This is a genomic window from Janthinobacterium sp. JF4, assembly GCF_059617925.1.
The window spans coordinates 23669-44647 of record NZ_JCAQAV010000026.1 but is presented as its reverse complement, the minus strand read 5'-3'; the positions used below and the strand labels follow the sequence as shown (position 1 = coordinate 44647).

Genomic DNA, 20979 nt, shown 5'->3' with positions numbered 1-20979 from the left:
TCACTCATCAAACGCCCCATTTTGATAAGCAGCATATTCGGGGGAGCCGGCATGGCGGTGGCGCAAAAGCGCCCCCAGGCCAGCTTCCGCACCCGCATCCCCGAGCTTATGCTGCACCTTGATCCCGAGCCACAGCACATCGGCCGTCTGGCTCTCCATTGTCGCTACTTTACCGAGCTGCTCAAGGTAATGAGCCGCTTGCCGGTAGTCTTGCTGTTGGTAATACACGCGCACCAGGCCGGCATATGTCATTGCCGCGCCAGGTGCGATGCGCTCCGCCTTGAGCCAGTAGCCGGCGGCGCGCGGGTAATCTTTCATGACCAGGCTGCACGCCGCCGCATTATGCAGCGCAAGTTCAGGCGTGCCATAGGCGGCATCTTGCAATGCGGCATCAAAATATGCCAACGACTGCGCCGCGCGCCCGGTCTGGCACAGAAACAGACCATAATTATTGCTCAACTCGGGATTGTGGGGCGCGAGGCGCAATGCGTAAAGAAAATCTTTTTCAGCAGCCACAGGTTGGCGCAGGGCAGCAAAAATCAGGGCGCGCATGCCGCGCACCTGGGCGTTGCCCGGCAACAGCTGCACCGCCTGCTCCGCTTCGGCCAAAGCCACCACAAACTGGTCTTGCATATAATAGGCGCTGGCCAACTGCAAGCGCAAGGCGGCGCGCTGCTCGACAGAGGCGGCTTGCTCCTTGTCTGCGGTGGAAGCACAGCCGGCCAGCAGCACGCCCAGACTGACAACAGCCGCGGCAAGTACGCCAGGATAAGCCATGCCTTCCCGCATCAGGAGCGGATCTCCACGATCTTGCCGAAATTGGCGCCAAATTTTTGTTGATACTCAGTCATCTTTTCCATGCGCTCCTGCACCCGGGTGCGGTCCTTGACTTCACCGGCCAGCTGGCCGCAAGCCGCATCGATATCGTCGCCGCGCGTCTTGCGCACGGTAGTGATGATGCCGCCATCCATCAGCACCTGGGCGAACGCCTTGATGCGCGGGTTCTTCGAGCGGAACAGGCCCGACTCGGGGAAAGGGTTGAAGGGAATCAGGTTGAACTTGCAGTTCACGCCAAACTCGCGGTCTTGCACCAGCGCCAGCAACTCGCGCGCGTGTTCGTCGCTGTCGTTGACGCCGTCCAGCATGCAGTATTCAAACGTGATGAAATCGCGCGGGGCGAATTCCAGGTAGCGTTTGCAGGCCGCCATCAATTCCTTCAACGGGTATTTCTTGTTCAGTGGAATCAAACCATCGCGCAAGGCGTCGTTCGAGGCGTGCAGCGAGACGGCCAGGGCCACCGGCACTTCCTGCGACAGCTTGTCCATCATCGGCACCACGCCCGACGTCGACAGGGTCACGCGGCGGCGCGACAGGCCGTAGGCGTTATCGTCGAGCATCAATTTCAGGGCCGTGACGGTCGGCTCAAAGTTCAGCAGGGGCTCGCCCATGCCCATCATCACCACGTTGGTGATCTGGCGCTCGCCTTTCGGGCCCGGTTCGATGCCCTTGGTGCGGCGCAATTCGAATTCCGCCATCCACAGCTGGCCGATGATCTCGCCCACGGACAGGTTGCGGTTGAAGCCTTGCTTGCCCGTCGAGCAGAAACGGCAGTTCACGGCGCAGCCGGCCTGGGTCGAGATGCACAGGGTGCCGCGGTTTTCTTCCGGGATGAACACGGTTTCCACGGCATTGCCGTTGCCCACGTCGACCAGCCACTTGCGCGTGCCGTCCGTCGACGTATGGTCGCTGATGATGGCCGGGGCGCGCACTTCGGCGCGCGTGGCCAGCTTGTCGCGCAGCGACTTGGCCAGGTCCGTCATGGCGTCAAAATCGGAAGCACCGAACTGGTGTATCCAGCGTTGCAACTGTTTCGCACGAAACGGTTTCTCTCCCAACTCGGCGCAGTAGGCGATGAGTTGCGCGGGATCGAGGTCCAGCAAGTTGGTGAGGGTCGTCGTATTCATGGTCTTGTCTATTCTAAAAATCCGTCCCCGCGCGCATCCGGAGCGAAAACTCCACAGCGCAGCGGGAACAGGGGGTGATAAGTTATTTCACAGATAACGCCAGGAAATAACGTTATCTAAGGCAATTAAGCCTTCAGTTCTGGGAAGAAGTAAGCGATTTCCACTTTAGCAGCTTCGACAGCGTCGGAACCGTGTACGGCGTTAGCGTCGATCGAATCGGCGAAATCGGCGCGGATCGTGCCTTTTTCTGCTTTCTTCGGATCGGTCGCGCCCATCAGGTCACGGTGGGCCAGAACGGCGTTTTCGCCTTCCAGGGCCTGGATCATGACGGGACCGGAAACCATGAAGTCGACCAGATCCTTGAAGAAGCCGCGTTCTTTGTGCGCTGCGTAGAAGCCTTCAGCTTGTTCGCGCGACAGTTGGGTCATGCGTGCTGCAACGATTTTCAGGCCAGCGTTTTCAAAACGGGAGTAGATTTGACCGATGACGTTTTTTGCAACTGCGTCTGGTTTGATGATCGACAGGGTGCGTTCGATTGCCATGTGTGAAAACTCCAATAAAAAGTAAGGTTTTAAACGGTAAATTGATAACTCAATCAACCTTTGATTTTACCATACTCCACCCCATATCACCCAGGCAGGCAGGGGCATCTTGCCGCCCTGCCCCCGTTTAATGGAATCTTAAGCTGCTTTTTTGGCAAATTCCGGCCCTCATGCTATCCTTAGGTAAAGCAGTAATTTGAATTGACAACACGGAGGCACTATGAATCAGAACATGCAACGCACCTTTGACCTGTCGGGGGGCATGCAGCAAGTCCGCCACCAGGTCTTGCGCAACACTTACTGGCTGCTGGCGCTGTCCATGATCCCGACCGTGCTGGGCGCCTTCATCGGCGTGCAGATGCATCTGCCGATGCTGACCGGCGGCATGGGCTTCATCATTTTCATGGCCGTCGCATTCGGCTTCATGTACGCGATCGAAAAAACCAAGAACTCGGGCCTCGGCGTCGCCGTCCTGTTGGGCTTTACCTTCTTCATGGGCCTGATGCTCACGCCACTGCTGACGCGTACGCTCGGCTACTCGAACGGCGGCATGCTGATCATGACGGCATTCGGCGGCACGGCCACCATCCTGGCCGTGATGGCCACGATCGCCACGGTCTCGAAGCGCGACTTCTCGGCCATGGGCAAATGGCTGTTCGCCGGCGTGATCGTGCTGATCCTCGCATCGGTAGCCAACATTTTCCTGGGCCTGTCGGCACTGTCGATCGTGATCTCCATGGTCGCCATCGCCATCTTCTCGGCCTACATCCTGTATGACGTGCAGCAGATCATCAACGGCGGCGAGACCAACTACATCTCGGCCACCCTGCGCATCTACCTGGACGTGTACAACATCTTCACCAGCCTGTTGTCGCTCCTGGGCTTCGCCGGCGGCAGCCGCGACTAAGCGCTAGCGCAAAAACGCCCAGGGCGGCGTTGCCGTGAACGTTTTATGCGTTGCGCTTATGCGCCAGGGCATGAAAATAAAAGCCGACCTGCGGGTCGGCTTTTTTACGTTCATCGCACTTATTTACCCCTCTCCGCCACCTCGAGCAGGCAGGCGCGGGCGCGGTCCAGGGTCGGGTTGTCGCGCTGGGCCGCATACACGGCATAGGCGGAATGCGAGAATTCGGGCGCGTCGCGCACGCGGTGCAAGAGGCCTGCATCGAGGTAGGGTTGCGCGCTGCCGATGCGGAAGTAACTGGCGCCTCCCACGTCCAGCAGGTAGACGAGGGCCAAGGGCCCCAGCGAGATCGACACGGGCGGGTTGCTCAGCTCCGGATACGCCGCCTGGTGGTTGGCCGCGAAGCTGGGGCCCCAGTCCACATACACATATGTATCGGCATGCATCTGCCCGTCGGCGCGCGTGGTCACCATCACCAGCTTTTCCTCGGCCAGCAATTCGCTGGCCAGGCCCGGGCGCTGCGGCGGGTTGTACAGTACGGCCAGGTCGAGCGAGCCGTCGTGCACGGCGTCGAGCAGGCGCGCGGGACTGTCAACTTCCGCGCGCAAGGCGATCTCGGGACAATCCCGGCTCATGCGTATCAGCCAGTCACCGAGCAGCGGCTGCCACAGGCTCAGTTCGCAGCCGATGCTGATGGCGTCGTCGCGCCCGGGCGGCAGGGCCACCTGGTGGCGTGCCCTTTCCCACACTTGCACCATGGTGGCCGCGTGGCGCATGAAGCGCTCACCGGCCGGCGTCAGGCGCGCGCCCGCCTTGTTGCGCACGAACAATTGGCGCCCCAGCTGCTGCTCCAGGGTGCGGATGCGGGCGCTGACGGCCGTCTGCGTCACGTGCATGCGTTCGGCCGCCATGATGAAGCTGCCGCAGGACGCCACTTCCAGGAAGGTACGCGCTTGATTGATATCCATCAAACCATGATATCAGTTGCCGCACATCTCAACTGACACGCTCATAACCACCGAGCACGCCCTGCTTCGACAAGACCCATTGCCACAGCTGCAAATCGCGCGCGCGGAAGGCGCCTGCGCAGGACAGCAGGTAATACGACCACATGCGGTGGAAGCGCTCGCCCAGCTGGGCGGCAAACTGCGGCCAAGCCTGCTCAAAGTTTCCATGCCAGGCCATCAGGGTCTTGTCGTAGTCGGCGCCGAAGTTGTGCAAGTCCTCGGCGACAAATAAATCGTCCATGGCGTCGCCGATCTGGCCGATCGACGGCAGGTCGCCATTCGGGAAGATGTATTTGTCGATCCACGGGTCGCAGGTGGAATGGCGCTTGTTCTTGCCGATCGTGTGCAGCAGGAACAGGCCGTCGTCTTCCAGGCAGCGGTGCGCCACTTCCATGAAGGTGCGGTGGTTCTTGTGGCCCACGTGTTCGAACATGCCGATGCTGACGATGCGGTCGAATTTTTCATCGGTGTCGCGGTAATCCTGCAGACGGAAGTCCAGCTGCTCGCCGCCCGGCATGGCGCGCGCATACGCGGCCTGCTCGTGCGAGATCGTCACGCCCACGCACTTGACCTGGTATTTTTCCGCCGCATAGCGCATGAAACTGCCCCAGCCGCAACCGATATCGAGCACGCGCATGCCCGGTTCCAGCCTGAGCTTGCGGCAGATCAGATCAAGCTTGGCTTCCTGCGCCTCGGCCAGGTTGCTGGCATCCTTCCAGTAGCCGCACGTATAGGTCATGCGCGGATCGAGCATGGCCGCATAGAAGGCATTGCCCAGGTCATAGTGTTCCTTGCCCACCATCCAGGCGCGGCGCTCCGTCTGCAGGTTGAACAGACGCGCAGTCAGCGCATGCAAGGCCAGGCGCATGGGACGCACGTCGTCGGCCACCCTGGCGCGCAGCAGGTGGCAGAAGAATTCGTCGAGCTGCTGCGCATCCCAGTCGCCATCCATGTACGCTTCGCCCAGACCCAGGTTGCCGCTGGTGAAGGCCCGTTCAGGCACGCCCGGTTTGCGCAGCTGCATGTCCCAGGCGGCGCGGCCATTCAAATGGATGCCGGCCCTGGCCAGCAGTGCGGCCGCCTCCCGCGTCAGCCGTGTGTCGGGCTTGAGTACTGGAACTTGCTGTAATTGCCTTTGTGTCATTTGCTGCGTGTTCATGTCCTGCCGCCTCCAGATGGTTGTCGGTACTGGCGCGCGCCAGCCATAAAATTATCCCCCCGCCATCGCCATCTGGATAATGAAACATCGTGGCCATTCATATCAAAATAATTGCTGAAAAATGATTTGAATCAATTATTTTATGGAAGTATCTTAGACAGGATGCGCGCCGTAGCATGAAAAAAGCCGCCTGTAAGGCGGCCGTTCGCGGCAGGTTCGCGCCATGCGGCACCACGATCAAAAGTCGTGATTCGGTGGGTACTTGCTATAAAAATCGTTATCCCATTTGAAGTTGGTAAAGGCCACCGTCATCGATATGTCGAGCGCTTCGACGAAATGCCAGCAGCCGACGGGCAGGAACAGGATCTCGCCCGGCGCCAGCACGCATTCGCGCACCTGCACGTCGGCCATCAGCGGGTAGCGCTGCAGGTCGATGGCGCGCCCGTCGACGGGGGTAAAACAGTGGCGCTGGTTGTACACGCGCGCCACCTCGCAGGCGGCCATGATGCGCAGCCGCTTGCGCCCTTTCACCTGCGCCATGAAGTTGTTCGTCAGGTCGTGGTGAAATGGCGTCACCGTGCCGGCCGGACCAAACCATAAGAATCCCGTGGGACCGCCCTCCTGTTCCAGGTATTCAGGCAGCTGGCCGATATCGTCCCACAGCTCGTGCAAGGCTTGCCGGTTTTGCGAATTGTTATTCGCCGTCATATAGAAATCGTTGGTCGCGCCGCTGCCCTCGACCAGGCTGGCATACTCGCCAAACGCCATCTTGCGCTTGTGCGCCACGCTGTTCATTTCGTACTGGGCATCGGCTTCGCGGCCGAACTGCACTTCCACTTCGCGCTGCGCGTATTGCTCGCGGAAATAGGCCGGGCTCCACTTGGCCATGGCAGGCCAGTCGTCCATCATGCCCGTGATGATGACGGGCTGGTTGGTGGAGTAGTACTCGTCCAGGAATGCCTGCGCGGAGAGCCTCTCGCGGCGGGGAATCTCGGGCGGACGCAGCTGGTTCAGCTTGCGCTGGATATCGATCACCCAGTCGCGCTTGGCCAGGCGGTTCGACAGGCGCACGGCGCCGGCAAGATACGGGCTATGCAACGCAAGTTCGATTTCGCGGCGCGCCAGGGGTTCCGCGATACCGGCCTGTTGCAGCACCGGCATCAGCGCCGACGGATGGCTGCCCAGCATGAGGTTTTCCGCGATCCAGCTGCGCCACTCGCGGCTCAGCTCCTGTTCCGGCTGCTGCTTCTGCTGCTTGACTCCGAATGTCGATACCGCCGCCATCGCCCGTCTCCTGTTTTTTATGTGATCAAGCGGCCGGGCAGCGTATGCCGCCCGGCCGCCTCCTACTCTGGCCCAGTATTACCGCACTTTCCACACCTCGGTCGCCAGCACGCCATTCGCATCGCCATCGAGTTCCCACGAGAACGCGCCGCGCAAGCCCTGGTCTTTCACGTACTTGACCTTGGTGCCGATGACGGTCGGGTCGTCATAGCTCCACCACTGGCCGCCCGCGCCCGTGTACAGGTACAGCTGCTTGGTCACGGGATGGTAGTAGCGCGTGCCAGCCTTGGCGACGAGGATTTTATAGTCCTCGATGCCCGACTCGTAGGTGCCTGGCGCCGTGCCCGTGGCCGCCTGGTACAGGCCATCGCCATTCGGCCCTGGCGCCACGCCGGTCCAGCCGCGGCCATAGAACGGTATGCCCAGCAGAAGCTTGTCGCGCGGCACGCCGGCGGCAATCATGTACTGCACCGCCTTGTCGCCCACGTATTCGCGCGCCATGCCCGTCGACGGATCGGCAGGATCGGCAAACAGCTGGGCGTTGAAGTTGGTGCTCGTTTCCCAGCCGCCGTGGAAGTCGTAGGTCATCAGGTTGATCCAATCCATGTACTGCGAGTACAGGGCCGGTTCCGTGTTGTCGATCTTGTCCTTGCCGGCACCGACAGCGGCCGTCAGCAGGTAGCGTTTGCCGTTGGCCGCGCCCAGCGCATCGAGTTGGCTGCGGAATTCCGCCATCAGCAAGGTGAAGTTGCGCTTGTCGTTGGGACTGACCGTGTTGTACGGCTGGCCGCCGCCGACCGGGTATTCCCAGTCGATGTCGATGCCGTCAAAGATGTTGGCCGCCGCGCCCACGCCACCGCGCCCGCCCTGCACCGGCAAGTTGCCCTTGATGTAGATATCGATGCAGGAACGCACCATCTGCTTGCGCAGCGCATCGGTGGCCGATCCGACGGAGAAGTTCTTCGACCAGCTCCAGCCGCCCAGCGAGATGAACAGTTTCAGGTTCGGGTGCGCCGCCTTCAGCTTTCTCAGCTGCAGGAAGTTGCCCGACAACGGTGCGTCCCAAGGAATCGCCTGGCCATCGACGGTGCGCTTCGGCGTGCGGATGTAGTCGGCCTCGGCATCGCCGCCCGTGCCCGCATCCGGCGAATTCGGATTCGTCGCGCCCGGCTCCGTCTTGGTGATCATCGCGCATTCGTAACCGCCGTTTTTCGGATAGATGTTGCCGAAGGCATAGTTGATGAAGGTCAGCTTGTCGGCCACGCCGCTCGTGTGCACGTTCGCCACTTCATAGTCTCGGCCATACACGCCCCACTGCGCGAAGTACGACCCCACTTCGCGGCCCGTTGGCGTTGGCGTTGGCGTTGGCGTTGGCGTTGGTGTCGGGGTTGGCGTCGGGGTTGGAGTCGGTGTCGGGGTTGGTGTCGGGGTTGGCGTGGTGCTGCATATCTCCAGGCTGGTCCACGGCTTGCCCGTGCCGGCGGCGCCGCTGCTGGTCGACGGATTGTCGCCCTGCGTCCAGTAGTTGGCGCGGTAGTTCGTGCCCGCATAGCTGACGGTGGCGCCCGCGCTGTAAGCCGTGCCGGCCACCCATGCCAGCGCGCAGGTGCCGCCGGTTGGCGTTGGCGTCGGCGTGGGCGTTGGGGTCGGGGTTGGATTCGGCGTCGGGGTGGGCGTCGGGGTCGGCGTCGGGGTGGGTGTCGGCGTCGGGGTGGTGCCGCCGTCGCAGGTGCCGCCGGCGCTCCACAGGCTCGGCGTGGAAACGGGATTCCAACCCGAGCCCACGTGATCGGTCTGCGTCACCAGGGCCGTGTAATTGGCGCCCAGGTAAGTGACCACCGTGCCCGCGTTATACGTGCCACCCTCTTGCCACGGCACGCAGGCGACCACCGTGCTGGCCGCCAGCAATTGCGACCCAGCCGGCGCGCCGGCGTCGCCGCCGCCACCACCGCATGCCGCCAGCACGCCACCGCTGGCCAGACATACCATCATGTTCCTGATCGTTTTCTTGAGTATTAAATTTTCCACGTTGTCTCCTGTTCAGGTTTGCGGAAATACCACGCTGCTTCAATGAAAAAGCTACCCTGTGATGTTATTTTTTGCAGTTGCAAGAACAGCATGCTGCTGAAAAAATAGGCGGTCAAGTGGTTTTAAAGTGGCATCAAAGTGGGCAATACCACTTCGCGAAAAAAGCACAGCGGCCCATGCAGACGGCGTGTTGTCCTACTGGACAATGAAAAAACGGCAGAGGGAGGAAGAAAAACGACGCTGGACCTGGAAAATACAGACCAGTTTTATGACACGCTGTAAGTGGTATTGGGGGAGCTCGTTGCGCCGCTGAACGCGGCAGCGGCGGGCGCCTGCCTGGCCACCCGCCGCGCTGCACTATTTATTGAGGCAAATCAAAGACCGCCATCGACTCCACGTGGGAAGTATGCGGGAACATGTTCACCACGCCCGCCTTGCTCAGCACATAACCGGCTTCCAGCGCCAGGATGCCGGCGTCGCGCGCCAGGGTCGACGGGCTGCACGAGACGTACACGATGCGTTTCGGCAGCAGGTCCGGACGCACTTGCGACAGACCGACCAGCGCCTGGCACAGGGCCATGGCGCCATCGCGCGGCGGGTCGACGAGGATACGGTCGAACTTGCCCAGCGCGATCAGGTCGTCCGTCGTCACTTCGAACAGGTTGCGCGTCGAGAATGAGGTTTTTTCCGCCAGGCCATTGGCCAGCGCGTTTTCCAGCGCCCGCTCCGTCAGGGTGGTGCTGCCTTCGATACCGACCACTTCGCTGCCCTGCGTGGCCAGCGGCAAGGTAAAATTGCCCAGGCCACAGAACAGGTCGGCCACGCGGTCGGTCGGCTGCACTTCCAGCAGGCGCAGGGCTTTCGACACCAGCACGCGGTTGATGTGGTGGTTCACCTGCGTGAAGTCGACGGGCTTGAACGGCATCTTGACGCCGAATTCCGGCAGCAGGTAGTGCAATTGCTTGTCCAGCGGATAGAACGGCACGGCCGTTTCCGGCCCCTTGACTTGCAGCCACCATTGCACGCCATACTCGTCGGCAAAGGCTTTCAGTTTCGTTTCGTCATCCGCCGTCAACGGCGCCATGATGCGCAAGACCATGGCGGTGACGTCTTCGCCCACAGCCAGCTCGATCTGCGGCATCTGGTCGAAGATGGACAGCGAGGCAATCAACCCGCGCAGCGGCAGCAGCATGGCCGAGATGTGCGGCGGCAAGATCTCGCAGCTATCCATGTCGGCGACAAACGCCGATTTCTTTTCATGGAAACCCACCAGCACGGCGTCTTTCTTCTTGACGTGGCGCACGGACAGGCGCGCGCGGTAGCGGTAGCCCCACGTCGGACCATACATGGGGCGCATGATGTTTTGCGGACGCACCTTGCCGATATGCCACAGATTGTCTTCCAGCACGCGCTGCTTGATCGCCACCTGCGCCGATGGTTCCAGATGCTGCATCGAGCAGCCGCCGCAATTGTCGAAATGCTTGCACTTGGGCGTCACGCGCATCGAGGATTCGCGGTGCAGCACCGTCATGCGGGCCATTTCCCAGTTCTTCTTTTTCTTGAACGTCACAAAGCTGACGCGCTCGCCCGGCAATGCGCCTTCGACAAACACGACCTTGCCCGGCGAGCCGTCTTCGTTCTCAATATGGCCAACGCCACGGGCGTCCATGTCGAGCGATTTGATTTCGATGATATTTTCTTGCATAGCGATCAATAGGTAAGAGTGGGCCAGGACGCAGGGCCGCGCTGGAACTTGAAAGAATGGGGGAAAGGTCAGGCGCCGCGAGCGGGGCGTATGATAGCAGATGCGGACTAGCTTCAGCCCGCAGCGCAGCTGCGCCGATTCAGCGGGCTACAAGAGGGAGTCGCGCACCACGCCGCGAGCTGCCATGGCGCGTTTTAATTTAATCAGCGCTTCCTGCTGGATCTGGCGCACGCGCTCGCGCGTCACGCCCATTTCCTCGGCCAGGGTTTCCAGGGTGGCCGGATCGTCGTTGTCGAGGCCGAAACGGCGCATGATCACGACGCGCTGCTTGTCGGGCAGCTTGGTCAGCCAGTCGCGCACCAGCACCGTCATTTCATGGTGTTCCGCGCGCGCGTCGGGGCTGTCTTCGCTGGCGCCGGGCAACATGTCCATCAGCGACGATTGCGGGTCGTTGTCGAGCGGCGCGTCGAGCGAAGTGGCGTGCTCGGACAGGGCCAGGATATCCTGCACCTCTTCCACGGGACGGCCCACCAGGTGGGCGATGTCTTCCGCGGTGGCATCCTTGCCATCGTGGTGCTGGGCTTCCAGGTGGTATTTGCCGCGCAAAATCTGGTTCAGTTCGCGCACCATGTGCACGGGCAGGCGCACCGTGCGCGCCTGGTTCATGATGGCGCGCTCGATGCTCTGGCGTATCCACCAGGTGGCGTAGGTGGAAAAGCGGAAACCGCGTTCGGGTTCGAACTTGTCGATGGCCCGCATCAGGCCGATGTTGCCCTCCTCGATCATGTCGAGCAAGACCACGCCACGGTTGATGTAATGCTTGGCGATCGACACGACCAGGCGCAGGTTGTGCTCGATCATGGTTTGCCGGGCTTCGAAATTGCCCTGCTTGGCGAGGGTGGCGTAATGCACCTCTTGCGCCGCCGTCAGCAGGGGCCGCGTGCCGATCTGGTTCAGATAGTGCTGCGTGGTATCGGTCGACAGCTCGGCCGCCAGCACTTTTTTCAGTTCATCGACACTTTCGACCAGCACGCTGACGCTGGCCACCTCGCCGCCCTCGGCCGCGTCGACGGCGTCAATGCCGTCGAGTTCCCCGGCATCGTCCGTCACGACTTCGTCTGCCCCGTCTTCCGGCAGTTCCGGGTCATCGTCCAGTTGGTCGTGCGGCGCGTGTGTCATTGCTTTACCTAACGGTTAGGCAGGAATTTCGAAGGATCGACAGGCTTGCCCTGCTGGCGGATTTCAAAGTGCAGCTTCACGCGGTCGGCATCGGAATCGCCCATTTCGGCGATGGCCTGGCCTCTGTTGACGTTCTGCCCTTCCTTCACCAGAATGCTGCGGTTATGCGCATACGCCGACAACAGGCTATTACTGTGCTTCACGATAACAAGATTACCATAACCACGGATTCCGCTCCCGGCATACATGACTTTTCCCGCGCCGGCGGCCACCACTTGCTGGCCTACCTTGCCGGCGATATCGACGCCCTTGTTCTTGCCTTCGTCGAAAGTGCCGATGACCTTGCCTTCTGAAGGCCACATCCAGCTGATCTTCTCGTCGCCGGGCGCCGATGCCGCAGGGACTGCCGCAGCGGCGGCCGGTGCGGCGGCGACGGCGGCTGCCGGTACCGGCGCAGGCTTGGCGTCGCCGCTGCCGCCATCGGCGCGCAATTCGGCCAGGGTGGCGTCGGAATACGCGCGCTTCTCGCCGCGCGGGCCGGTCTTCTTCGGCACGACCGGTGCGGCCGGCTTGACTTCCGTCACCGGCGGCATGACGATGGCCGACGTTTGCGCACCGCCCGTGTCGCCATTCGGCGGCAACACGCGCAGCACCTGGTCGACCTTGATGTCGTTCGGGTTGCTCAAATCATTCCAGGCCACCAGGTCACGGTAATTCTGGCCGTGTTCGAGGGCGATGCGCAACAGCGTGTCGCCGCGCTTGACCGTGTAATAGGCCGGGTCGCGGTCGCGCGGGTCGCTGGCGGCGGCGCTGCTGCTCGATGGATGGCGCTCCACGACGGGCGCCTGGACGCCCGTCGTGCCGCAACCGCTCAACAGTGCGGCCAAGGTGATGCTACATAGAAGTATGTTACTTTTCTTAATCATTCGCATGTAATTGTATGTCCTGCTTGCTAGCTGATCCGGGGATCATATGATGCCCGGGCGCAAAGGTACGAAATGGCAATCTTCCAGGGTTTGGCTTGTCCATTCCATTTTCCCCACCCGGGTAATGAGTTGTAAGTGTTGCAATTTAGCCCCCACCGGCGCAACCAGACGCCCGCCGGGCGCCAGCTGTTCCAGCAGGGCTTGCGGGACTTCCAGGCCGGCTGCGGCAAGAATGATCCCGTCGAAGGGCGCCGCCTGCGGCAGGCCAAGCATACCATCTCCGTACTGCAAGCGCAGATTTGACACGCGCAGCGGGCGCAGATTGGCCTTCGCCAGCTCGTGCAAGGGCCGGATGCGCTCGATCGAATACACCTCTTTCGCCACCAGCGACAGCACTGCCGCCTGGTAGCCGCAGCCCGTGCCGATTTCCAGCACGCGCTGCAGGTTGCCGCCCTGGCGCATCACTTCGATCATGCGCGCCACGATGTACGGCTGCGAAATGGTCTGGTGGTGGCCGATGGGCAAGGAGGCGTCGATATACGCCTGCGACGCCAGCGCCTCGTCCATGAACATGTGGCGCGGCACGGCTTGCATGGCATCGAGCACCACCGGATCCTTGACGCCCTGTTTCGCAATGCGCGCCACCATGGCCCGGCGCACGGCCTCCGAGACGAGCGGGTTTTGCCGTGGTGGCGACACCACCGCCGGCTGCGCCCGCTCATTGGCGATGGCCTGCGCGCGCGACGGCGCAATGGCCGCGTGCGCGCCGTATGGCTGGGCCACGCCGCGCGCCGCGTTTTGTGCCGCATTCTGCGTGGCCGTCTGCGGCGTGGCGATCCTGGACTGGGCCAGCGACTGCCCCCCGCCCTGCCTGGCGGGCTTGCCGGCCAGCGAATCGAGGGAAAGGGGGAAGGTGCGCGGCTTATCGGTCATGGTGAGCGGTCATGCCAGGCCTTTTGCCAGTGCATCAAGTTGGGTGGTATGGGTCAGGTCAATCTGCAGCGGCGTGATCGATACTTGTCCATGCTCAACAGCATGGAAGTCCGTGCCCGGACCGCCCTCCTTGGCGGCACCGGCAGGACCGATCCAGAAGATTTCACGGCCACGGGGGTCGAGCGCGCGGATCACGGGCTCGGCCGAATGGCGCTTGCCCAGGCGCGTGGCCACCATGCCTTGCAATTGCTCGTAAGGGATGGCGGGGATATTCACATTCAGCAGATACGGTTTCTGCAGGGCGTCAAACTGGCGCTCGACGATTTCCCTGGCCACGCGGGCGGCCGCGTCCAGGTTGGCCCAGCCGAACTGCGACTGGGAAAAGGCGATGGCGGGAATGCCGAACAGATAGCCTTCCGTGGCGGCCGCCACGGTGCCAGAATACAGGGTGTCGTCGCCCATATTGGGGCCGTTGTTGATGCCCGAGACCACCAGGTCGGGGCGCTCGATGAGCATGCCCGTCAGCGCCACATGCACGCAGTCGGTGGGCGTGCCGTTGACAAAATAAAAGCCGTTGGCGGCCTTGTGCACGGACAAGGGCCGGTCCAGCGACAGCGAATTGGACGCGCCCGAACGGTTGCTGTCGGGCGCCACCACGACGATCTCGGCAATGGGTGCGAGCGCGTCGGCCAGGGCCGCCAGGCCAGGCGCGAGGTAACCGTCGTCGTTACTGATAAGAATTCTCATAACGAGATTTTACCCGAAGCAATGCCAACACTGCGCGTACCGCACGCCGATAGTCAGCATTATTTGTACCGTCCCGCTGGCAGGGCGCGCGGCGTCAGCGCTGCTCGATGCGCGCCTCCGACAACGCCCCTTCCAGCGCCTGCACTTCATCCTCTTGCAAGGCCAGCAAGGCATTCAGGTTTCCTTGTAATTTGTACATTCTTTTCAGCTGCGCCATGCCGCGCCTGCGCAGCTTGCCCGGCACGCCCGGACGCAGCAGGCAGGACTTCAAATGTTCGGCCAGTTCGCCCGCCTGCGCATACTGTTCGCGCTCTATCATGCCTTGCAACATCAAGATCATGCTGGCCAGGGTGTCCGGCTCGGCCCCTTCGTGCCCGTTGGCGCGGCCGGCCAGGATGGTTTCCTGCAAATGCCGCGCGCCGTCCAGCACGCTGTCCGCATGCCCCGTGACGGGGGCGTTCAAGAGCCGGTCGCTGCCGCTGAGCACGGCGTCTTCCAGCAGGCGCGCCGCCTCGCTGTCGCCCTGCTGCTGCAAGGTGCCGGCCAATTGCGTCTTGCTGTGCAAGGTATCGAGGTGGTCTTCGCCCAGCAGGCGCGCATGCACTTCCAGCACCTGCTCCTGGACGCTGCGCGCCGCATCAAGTTCACCGCGCCGCAGCAGCGCCTCGGCCAGCTTGCGCTGGCTCATCAGGGTTTCCGGATGGTTGAGCCCGCGCGTGCGCTCACGCGCCGCCACCTGGTCTTCATGCAGCTGGCGTGCGCCGGCCCAGTCGCCCTGCCCCGCCACGATGTCCGCCAGCAAGTCGCGCGTGGCCAGGGTCGCCGCATGGTCGCTGCCCAGGCGCCGCTCCTGCGCCTGCAGCACGGCAACGAGCAGGCGCCGCGCGCCTTCCAGGTCGCCTTCGCGCCCCAGCGCCTGCGCCAGGGCCAGCTTGCTGCGCAAGGTATCGCCATGCTCGGCGCCGAACAGGCGCTCGCGCGCCCCCACCACCGTGGCCAGCACTTGCTGCGCCTGCGCCAGCCGGCCCATGCGCAGCAAGGTGGCGGCGCGGCCATCCATCGCTTCCAGGGTCAGCGGATGCTCGCCGCCCAGCTGGCGCGCGTAGCTTGCCAGCACCGCATCTTGCAGCAGCAGCGCCGCCGCCAGCTCCCCCTGCAGCAACAGGGTTTTCGCCAGGCAGGCCCGCGCAGCCAGCGTGTCGGGATGTTCGCCGCCCAGCACGCGCTCGCGCACGTCGAGCACGTCTTCTTCCAGGAAGCGGGCTTCCTCGAGCTTGCCCAGCTGGCGCAGCAGGCGCGCCATGCCGCTCTTGCACGCCAGGCTGTCGGGATGCTCCTCGCCCAGCAGGCGCACGCGGATCTCGACACTCTGGCGGAAGGCCTCGAGCGCCTGCGCGCTGCGGCCATCCTTGCGGTACAGCTCGCCCAGACGGGCCAGATCGCGCGCCAGCGGCAGTGCCACGGCACGCCCAGGTTCGGCCAGCAAGGCCTGGCGCGCTTCGCTGATGGCGCCCAGCAAGGCGATTTCACGGCTCGATTGCCAGGGGAAGTAGCCGCCCGTCAGCCAGTGCAAAAAGGCTTCGAAGGTGCGCGTGAGGGAAAAGCGGTCGCCCCCCTGGTCGATACGCACGGCCAGCTGCTCGCCATACGCAAAGGTTTTCGTCTGCTGCAGCTGGACTTCGTCGAAATAGCTGTCCAGGGCGATCTGCGGCAAACCGTAGGAAGTGCGCAGCAGGCGCTCGAACATGGGCTGGAAGCCGGCGATGCCCTTGTGCGCATCGCCGCGGCGCCACTCGGCGCGCTGCGCGCCATCGCCCATTTCTATCCGCGAGGGCAATGGGTACACGAGCAGCGGGCGCTGTTCGTCTTCATGGCTGCGGCGGTATTCGATGGCCCGCGTGACGAGCGCATCGACGCCTTCCAGGCTTTGCCGGTTCGGCGTGAAGACCACCACCAGTTTTTTCGGCAGCAAGGTGGTGCAGATGCCGGCGCTGTCCGTGCGTCCCGTGCGCGAATCGACCAGCACATAGCGGAAGTGCTGTGCCAGGGTGTCGGCAAAGCAGCGGAACAGGGCCGGGCAGCTGTCGAACAACTGGTCCCAGCGCATCTGCGCCAGGCGCTCGCTGTAGCTGGCGTCGAAGCGTCCGGCGCGCATCAGGTACAGCGGGCTGCCCTGGTCGACGCGCACCACATATTGCTGCCAGTCGATGGCATCGAGCACGCGCTGGGCCAGCGCCGCATCCTCGCGCCCACCCGCCGTTTCCAGGCTGATGCGCTCGAGCTGCTGGCGGCATGCCTCGAAAAACTCGAGCACGCCCGGCCGCTCCTCGTGCTGCTCGAAATAATGGTGCAGGCCCGGCGCTTCCATGTCCCAGTCCAGCATCAGCACGGGCACGCTGGCGTTTTCGCGGCGCGCCAGCAGGACGGCGATGTTCGACAGGGCCATGCTGCGGCCGGTGCCGCCCTTGTAGGAGTAGAAGGTGACGACTTCGCCAGGGGCGCTCAAAGGCGGCAGGGAGAGGCGTTGGCATTCCATGACAGGACCTCTTACGTGATTAACGCGGAAAGTGGGGAGGCGGAATGGCGCGCCATTCCGGCGGGATAGCGGGCAACACGAAACGGCTGCAATCGTGGCCGGGCGGTGTTGAACGCCTGAGCAAGTGGTAATGCGTGGCGATGCGCTGCACGATGCGTTCGATGTCGGGCAGGTATTGCGGATTCGATTTCAGGTCACCGCTGGCCAGGGTGTAGCCGGAGAAGTCGACGTACAGTCCCGACTCCGTGATTTGCGGCGGCAAGCCGTCCGGATGGCGCGTCATGATGATGGGGATGATCAGGTGGCTGGGCAGCGCATACCAGGCGCGCCGCTCCTGTTCGATCAGCTGCATGGCGGCAAATTCGCGCCGCGTATAGCCGTGCGCCTCGTATTTGGGCGTGTACAGCACGATCATGCAGACGCTCTGGCACATGGCGCGCGCCACGCGCAGGTCGATGTCGTCGCCGCCGCCCAGCTGCTCGCTGTCGATGAACAGCACTTCCTCGCGGTCGAGGTGCGGCTCCAGATAGCACGCCAGCGCCTCGATGAGATCATCCTTGAACTTGTTCATGAACGCATATTGGCCGTGCGCGTAGCTCAAGAAACAGCCGTAGCGGATCTCCATGGCCTCCCCCTGTTCCCCGTGCGGCCCTGCCGTCGCCGCGCCTTGATCCTGCAAGGCATGAGCTCACTGTAGACCGCTCGGCAACAGCCCTGTTTGCGCTGGCGCAAAGATGTGTCCGGCGTCCTGGACATGCGTCACAATGCCAGAAAATGGCGCGTTCATGCCGCTTTCTGGCATGCCAGGCGCGCAGGCAGGCGGCATGCAAAAAACGCCATGGGCTTGATAACAAAGGGAAATACGCCGGCGCGCGGATGGCGCCGGCCAGCAGGACTCAAGCGAGGACTTAAGCGCCCTTGGCGGGCAGGTTGCGGAAGAACTCCACCACTTCGGCCGTATCGCGCGTGCGCTTGAACGGCGGCAGGCTTTGCCAGATGCGCTTGCCGTACGGCTTGGAGATGAGGCGCGGATCGCAGATCATCAGCACGCCCCGGTCGCCCTCGTCGCGGATCAGCCGGCCCGCGCCCTGCTTCAGGTTGATGATGGCTTCCGGCAGCGAGTGGTGCATGAAACCATTCTTGCCCTGCTTTTCCATCACTTCGATGCGCGCCGCCAGCACGGGATCGTCGGGCGGCGCGAACGGCAGCTTGTCGATGATGACGAGGGACAGCGCATCGCCGCGCACGTCGACGCCTTCCCAGAAGCTCTGGCTGCCGATCAGCACGCCATTGCCGGCCGCGCGGAACTGGTCCAGCAATTCCGTGCGGCCCTTTTCTCCCTGCACGAACAGGGGGAAGTTCAGACCGCGCTGCTTGAATTCGTCGGCCAGGCGCTCGGCGGCCCGCTTGACGGCTCGCAAGGTGGTGCACAGGAAGAAGGTGCGCCCGCCCGCCGCCTCGATGATGGGCAGGGCGCAGTCGATGACGGCGTCCGTGTAGCCAAGCGAGTTCGGCTGCGGCAGGTTTTGCGGCACGAACAGCAAGCCCTGCTGGCCGTAGTCGAACGGACTCGGCCAGGTGTGCGACGGTTCGCCCGTCAAGCCCATCTGTTCGGAAAAATGCTTGAAATCGTTCTTCACGGCCAGGGTGGCGGACGTGAAAATCCAGCTGCGCGGCGTGCCTTCGCGCTGGTTGTTGAAGATCGGTGCGATCGACAATGGCGTTTTATGCAGCTGCAAGGAGCTGGAAAACGCTTCCACCCAGAACACGGCTTCTTCGCCGGCCGCCACTTTGGCTTTCGGATCGAACTTCCAGCCGCTCAGCTGCTGCGCCAGTTCGACGCCGCGCACGCGGCACTGCTCCAGCGTTTCCGCCCGTTCCGCCTGGGTTTCCAGCACGGCGACCATGCCGTCGAGCTCATCCTTGAGCGTGTCGAGCGCAGGGAAAAAGTCGCTCGACGGGGCGATCTGCGGCAGGGACAGGCGCACGATATCCTGCGGGAAGGTCAAACGCAGGTCGCGCGCCGCCTTTTCCACCACCGTGACGGTCTTGGCCCAGTCGATGCCGCGCGCGTGCGCCAGGCCCTCGGCCAGCACGTCGCGGCACAGTTCCAGGATTTGCGAGGTCGACACCGTGTTACCAAAGAACAAGGTCGCCGTATCGGGCAGCTGGTGCGCCTCATCGAAGATGATGGTGTTGGCAGATGGCAGCAATTCCGCCACGCCCGTGTCCTTCAGGGCCACGTCGGCAAAGAACAGATGGTGGTTGACCACCACCACGTCGGCCTGCTGGGCTTCCTTGCGGGCCTTCATGACGAAGCAATCCTGGTAATACTGGCACTCGGCGCCCATGCAGGTGTCGCGCGTGGACGTCACCAGGTTCCAGATCATGGCGTTTTCCGGCACCTTGGCCAATTCCGCCTTGTCACCCGAGCTGGTCATCTTGATGAAGCGCGAGATTTCCCGCAGATGGCCCACGTCGTCACGCGACGTCATGCGGCCGTTCTGCAGGGTGCGTTCCAGGTGATAATGGCAGACATAGTTCGAGCGGCCTTTGAGCAAGGCGACGGAAACGGGCGCCTGCAGCGCGGCGCGCACGGTGGGTATGTCGCGCAGGAACAATTGATCCTGCAAGTTCTTCGTGCCGGTGGAAACAATGGTCTTGCCACCCCACATCAGGGCCGGCACCAGGTAAGCAAAGGTCTTGCCGGTACCCGTGCCCGCCTCGGCGATCAGGGTCGTCTGGCTGTCGATGGCGCTGGCGATGGCTTTCGCCATTTCCGTTTGCGAACGGCGCGGCTTGTAGCTGCCCACGGCCGGACCGAGCGGGCCGCCGGCGCCGAACAGGCGCTCGATGTCGGCATCGTGCTTGCCAGGCGCCGCCTGCGGTTCGGCAGGCAGATCGGCAGGCTGGCCATCTGGGTTTACTGGCAATAAATTGTGATCGGTCAAAATATACTTAGGTGAAGGCTGGACTGGACGCTACTGGCGCCCCTCAGGCGGGAACGTCGGGCACCAACTGCATTTTCAGCAAGGTGATGTGATCCTTCAATTGCAATTTGCGCTTTTTCAGGCGGCGCAGTTGCAGCTCGTCATGGTGGCCATCGAGTATCAGCAACTCGATGACGGCATCGAGATCGCGGTGTTCCACGTTGAGTTCAATCAGGCGCCGCTCTATTTGCTGTGCATCGCTCATGTGTTGCGTTCCAGGCAGTGTTGGTAACAGTGTTGGGAAACCGGCGCGCGCAGCGTACGCAGGCAGCCGTAGTGCGTAGTTTAACCTGCCGCGCGCCTTAGGGCACGCCATTTCCGGTCTGCCCCTGCGCGGCGCGGTTATTTGACCGGTGGTACAGGCACGGCAACGGCCGGCGTGCCGGCAGCGGCGGCCGCCGCCTTGGCCGCCTTGGCCTGCGCTTCGGCCTGGCGCTCGGCCAGACGTTGCGCCACCCGTTTCTGGCGCGCCACGGCATCAGCCTGCTTGCGCGCATAGGCAGCCTCACGGGCCGCGCGGCGCGGCGCGTCGGCCGCATCGGCGGCGGCCTGCTTGGCCACCTTCGCCGCTTGCTCGGCCTCGCGTTCGGCAACGCTCTTGCCTTGCGGTTTCGGTGGCGCCGGCTCGGGCGTGACCACTTTCACGGGCTTGGGCACGGCGGCGGCACGCTGCTCGGCGTCCAGGCGCGCACTTTCCTGCGTCCGGGCCAGGTCGATATCGCGCAGGCGCACGGACTCGGCCCGCTTGAAGTAGTTCGCTTCCGCGTCGACGGCGCGCAGGCGCACGAGGATCAGGCGGCGCTTTTCCTTGGCCTGGTCCAGGCAGCTATTCACGAAAAACTTGTCGTAGCACTCCAGTTCGCGCGCAACAAACTCGCTTTCAGCCGCCGCGCGCTCGCTGGCCGACTGCTTCAGCTTGGCGTCCGCCTCTTCCACCGACAAGGTGGCGGGCACCTGCGGCGCGCCGACCTCATCCAATGCCGGAGCGCCCTGGTGCGCGCAGGCGGACAACGCCAGGGCCAGGCCCAGCGCCGCGCCCAGCTTGTATAGTATATTTGCCATCATGTTCCTTATC

The 20979-nt window shown here is 63.0% G+C and carries 18 protein-coding genes; 1 reads left to right on the top strand and 17 read right to left on the bottom strand.

Annotated elements, in window-relative coordinates:
* The 3 genes from pilW to ndk all read right to left on the bottom strand — a co-directional run bounded on the left by pilW (position 1) and on the right by ndk (position 2506).
* Positions 1–789: a type IV pilus biogenesis/stability protein PilW gene (gene pilW, locus AC54AF_RS18400; RefSeq protein WP_496637687.1), complete on the bottom strand. Its 789-nt coding sequence runs from the start codon at positions 787–789 to the stop codon at positions 1–3.
* Positions 789–1964, bottom strand: a complete 1176-nt coding sequence (rlmN, locus tag AC54AF_RS18395; protein ID WP_034752035.1) for a dual-specificity RNA methyltransferase RlmN — start codon at positions 1962–1964, stop codon at positions 789–791. Before rlmN ends, pilW begins: the two co-directional genes overlap by 1 nt.
* A gap of 125 nt (positions 1965–2089) precedes the next feature.
* A complete protein-coding gene (gene ndk / locus AC54AF_RS18390; protein ID WP_034752036.1) occupies positions 2090–2506 on the bottom strand; it encodes a nucleoside-diphosphate kinase in 417 nt (138 codons plus the stop codon).
* A gap of 232 nt (positions 2507–2738) precedes the next feature.
* Between ndk and AC54AF_RS18385 the strand changes: the two genes are divergently transcribed.
* The gene (locus AC54AF_RS18385; RefSeq protein WP_411268305.1) at positions 2739–3413 is read left to right on the top strand and encodes a Bax inhibitor-1/YccA family protein; all 675 of its coding nucleotides are present in this window, start codon (positions 2739–2741) and stop codon (positions 3411–3413) included.
* 119 nt (positions 3414–3532) lie between these two features.
* On the opposite strand, the gene AC54AF_RS18380 is transcribed toward AC54AF_RS18385, so the two are convergent.
* The 14 genes from AC54AF_RS18380 to AC54AF_RS18315 all read right to left on the bottom strand — a co-directional run bounded on the left by AC54AF_RS18380 (position 3533) and on the right by AC54AF_RS18315 (position 20969).
* Positions 3533–4378: a LysR family transcriptional regulator gene (locus tag AC54AF_RS18380; RefSeq protein WP_496637686.1), complete on the bottom strand. Its 846-nt coding sequence runs from the start codon at positions 4376–4378 to the stop codon at positions 3533–3535.
* 28 nt (positions 4379–4406) lie between these two features.
* Positions 4407–5576, bottom strand: a complete 1170-nt coding sequence (gene cfa, locus AC54AF_RS18375; protein ID WP_496637685.1) for a cyclopropane fatty acyl phospholipid synthase — start codon at positions 5574–5576, stop codon at positions 4407–4409.
* Positions 5577–5813: 237 nt separating this feature from the next.
* Positions 5814–6860: a cupin-like domain-containing protein gene (locus AC54AF_RS18370; protein WP_496637684.1), complete on the bottom strand. Its 1047-nt coding sequence runs from the start codon at positions 6858–6860 to the stop codon at positions 5814–5816.
* A gap of 78 nt (positions 6861–6938) precedes the next feature.
* Complete coding sequence (locus tag AC54AF_RS18365; RefSeq protein WP_496637683.1) at positions 6939–8888, bottom strand: glycosyl hydrolase family 18 protein; 1950 nt, start codon at positions 8886–8888, stop codon at positions 6939–6941.
* Between the two features lie 361 nt (positions 8889–9249).
* Positions 9250–10593 (bottom strand): 23S rRNA (uracil(1939)-C(5))-methyltransferase RlmD, encoded by a 1344-nt coding sequence (rlmD, locus tag AC54AF_RS18360; protein WP_496637682.1) that lies wholly within the window; start codon positions 10591–10593, stop codon positions 9250–9252.
* 147 nt (positions 10594–10740) lie between these two features.
* Positions 10741–11772, bottom strand: coding sequence for an RNA polymerase sigma factor RpoS (gene rpoS / locus AC54AF_RS18355; RefSeq protein ID WP_496637681.1), 1032 nt, complete (start codon positions 11770–11772; stop codon positions 10741–10743).
* A gap of 8 nt (positions 11773–11780) precedes the next feature.
* Positions 11781–12698, bottom strand: coding sequence for a peptidoglycan DD-metalloendopeptidase family protein (locus AC54AF_RS18350; protein WP_496637710.1), 918 nt, complete (start codon positions 12696–12698; stop codon positions 11781–11783).
* Between the two features lie 42 nt (positions 12699–12740).
* Positions 12741–13631, bottom strand: coding sequence for a protein-L-isoaspartate(D-aspartate) O-methyltransferase (locus AC54AF_RS18345; RefSeq protein WP_496637680.1), 891 nt, complete (start codon positions 13629–13631; stop codon positions 12741–12743).
* 9 nt (positions 13632–13640) lie between these two features.
* Positions 13641–14378 carry a 5'/3'-nucleotidase SurE gene (surE, locus tag AC54AF_RS18340; protein WP_131688190.1) on the bottom strand — a complete coding sequence of 246 codons (738 nt, stop codon included), beginning with the start codon at positions 14376–14378 and terminating at the stop codon, positions 13641–13643.
* A 94-nt stretch (positions 14379–14472) separates the two neighbouring features.
* Positions 14473–16914: a tetratricopeptide repeat protein gene (locus AC54AF_RS18335; protein ID WP_496637679.1), complete on the bottom strand. Its 2442-nt coding sequence runs from the start codon at positions 16912–16914 to the stop codon at positions 14473–14475.
* A gap of 19 nt (positions 16915–16933) precedes the next feature.
* Positions 16934–17539 carry a TIR domain-containing protein gene (locus AC54AF_RS18330; RefSeq protein ID WP_131688192.1) on the bottom strand — a complete coding sequence of 202 codons (606 nt, stop codon included), beginning with the start codon at positions 17537–17539 and terminating at the stop codon, positions 16934–16936.
* A 283-nt stretch (positions 17540–17822) separates the two neighbouring features.
* Positions 17823–19865 carry a DNA repair helicase YoaA gene (yoaA, locus tag AC54AF_RS18325; protein WP_496637678.1) on the bottom strand — a complete coding sequence of 681 codons (2043 nt, stop codon included), beginning with the start codon at positions 19863–19865 and terminating at the stop codon, positions 17823–17825.
* A 43-nt stretch (positions 19866–19908) separates the two neighbouring features.
* Positions 19909–20109 carry a YdcH family protein gene (locus AC54AF_RS18320; protein ID WP_034752051.1) on the bottom strand — a complete coding sequence of 67 codons (201 nt, stop codon included), beginning with the start codon at positions 20107–20109 and terminating at the stop codon, positions 19909–19911.
* 137 nt (positions 20110–20246) lie between these two features.
* Positions 20247–20969, bottom strand: coding sequence for a hypothetical protein (locus AC54AF_RS18315; RefSeq protein WP_496637677.1), 723 nt, complete (start codon positions 20967–20969; stop codon positions 20247–20249).
* Positions 20970–20979 lie beyond the last annotated feature (10 nt).

Coding starts and splice junctions, on each gene's coding strand:
- pilW (WP_496637687.1), bottom strand. CDS start 789: ATGCGGGAAGGCATGGCTTATCCTGGCGTACTTGCCGCGGCTGTTGTC.
- rlmN (WP_034752035.1), bottom strand. CDS start 1,964: ATGAATACGACGACCCTCACCAACTTGCTGGACCTCGATCCCGCGCAA.
- ndk (WP_034752036.1), bottom strand. CDS start 2,506: ATGGCAATCGAACGCACCCTGTCGATCATCAAACCAGACGCAGTTGCA.
- AC54AF_RS18385 (WP_411268305.1), top strand. CDS start 2,739: ATGCAACGCACCTTTGACCTGTCGGGGGGCATGCAGCAAGTCCGCCAC.
- AC54AF_RS18380 (WP_496637686.1), bottom strand. CDS start 4,378: ATGGATATCAATCAAGCGCGTACCTTCCTGGAAGTGGCGTCCTGCGGC.
- cfa (WP_496637685.1), bottom strand. CDS start 5,576: ATGAACACGCAGCAAATGACACAAAGGCAATTACAGCAAGTTCCAGTA.
- AC54AF_RS18370 (WP_496637684.1), bottom strand. CDS start 6,860: ATGGCGGCGGTATCGACATTCGGAGTCAAGCAGCAGAAGCAGCAGCCG.
- rlmD (WP_496637682.1), bottom strand. CDS start 10,593: ATGCAAGAAAATATCATCGAAATCAAATCGCTCGACATGGACGCCCGT.
- rpoS (WP_496637681.1), bottom strand. CDS start 11,772: ATGACACACGCGCCGCACGACCAACTGGACGATGACCCGGAACTGCCG.
- AC54AF_RS18350 (WP_496637710.1), bottom strand. CDS start 12,698: ATGATTAAGAAAAGTAACATACTTCTATGTAGCATCACCTTGGCCGCA.
- AC54AF_RS18345 (WP_496637680.1), bottom strand. CDS start 13,631: ATGACCGATAAGCCGCGCACCTTCCCCCTTTCCCTCGATTCGCTGGCC.
- surE (WP_131688190.1), bottom strand. CDS start 14,378: ATGAGAATTCTTATCAGTAACGACGACGGTTACCTCGCGCCTGGCCTG.
- AC54AF_RS18335 (WP_496637679.1), bottom strand. CDS start 16,914: ATGGAATGCCAACGCCTCTCCCTGCCGCCTTTGAGCGCCCCTGGCGAA.
- AC54AF_RS18330 (WP_131688192.1), bottom strand. CDS start 17,539: ATGGAGATCCGCTACGGCTGTTTCTTGAGCTACGCGCACGGCCAATAT.
- AC54AF_RS18320 (WP_034752051.1), bottom strand. CDS start 20,109: ATGAGCGATGCACAGCAAATAGAGCGGCGCCTGATTGAACTCAACGTG.
- AC54AF_RS18315 (WP_496637677.1), bottom strand. CDS start 20,969: ATGATGGCAAATATACTATACAAGCTGGGCGCGGCGCTGGGCCTGGCC.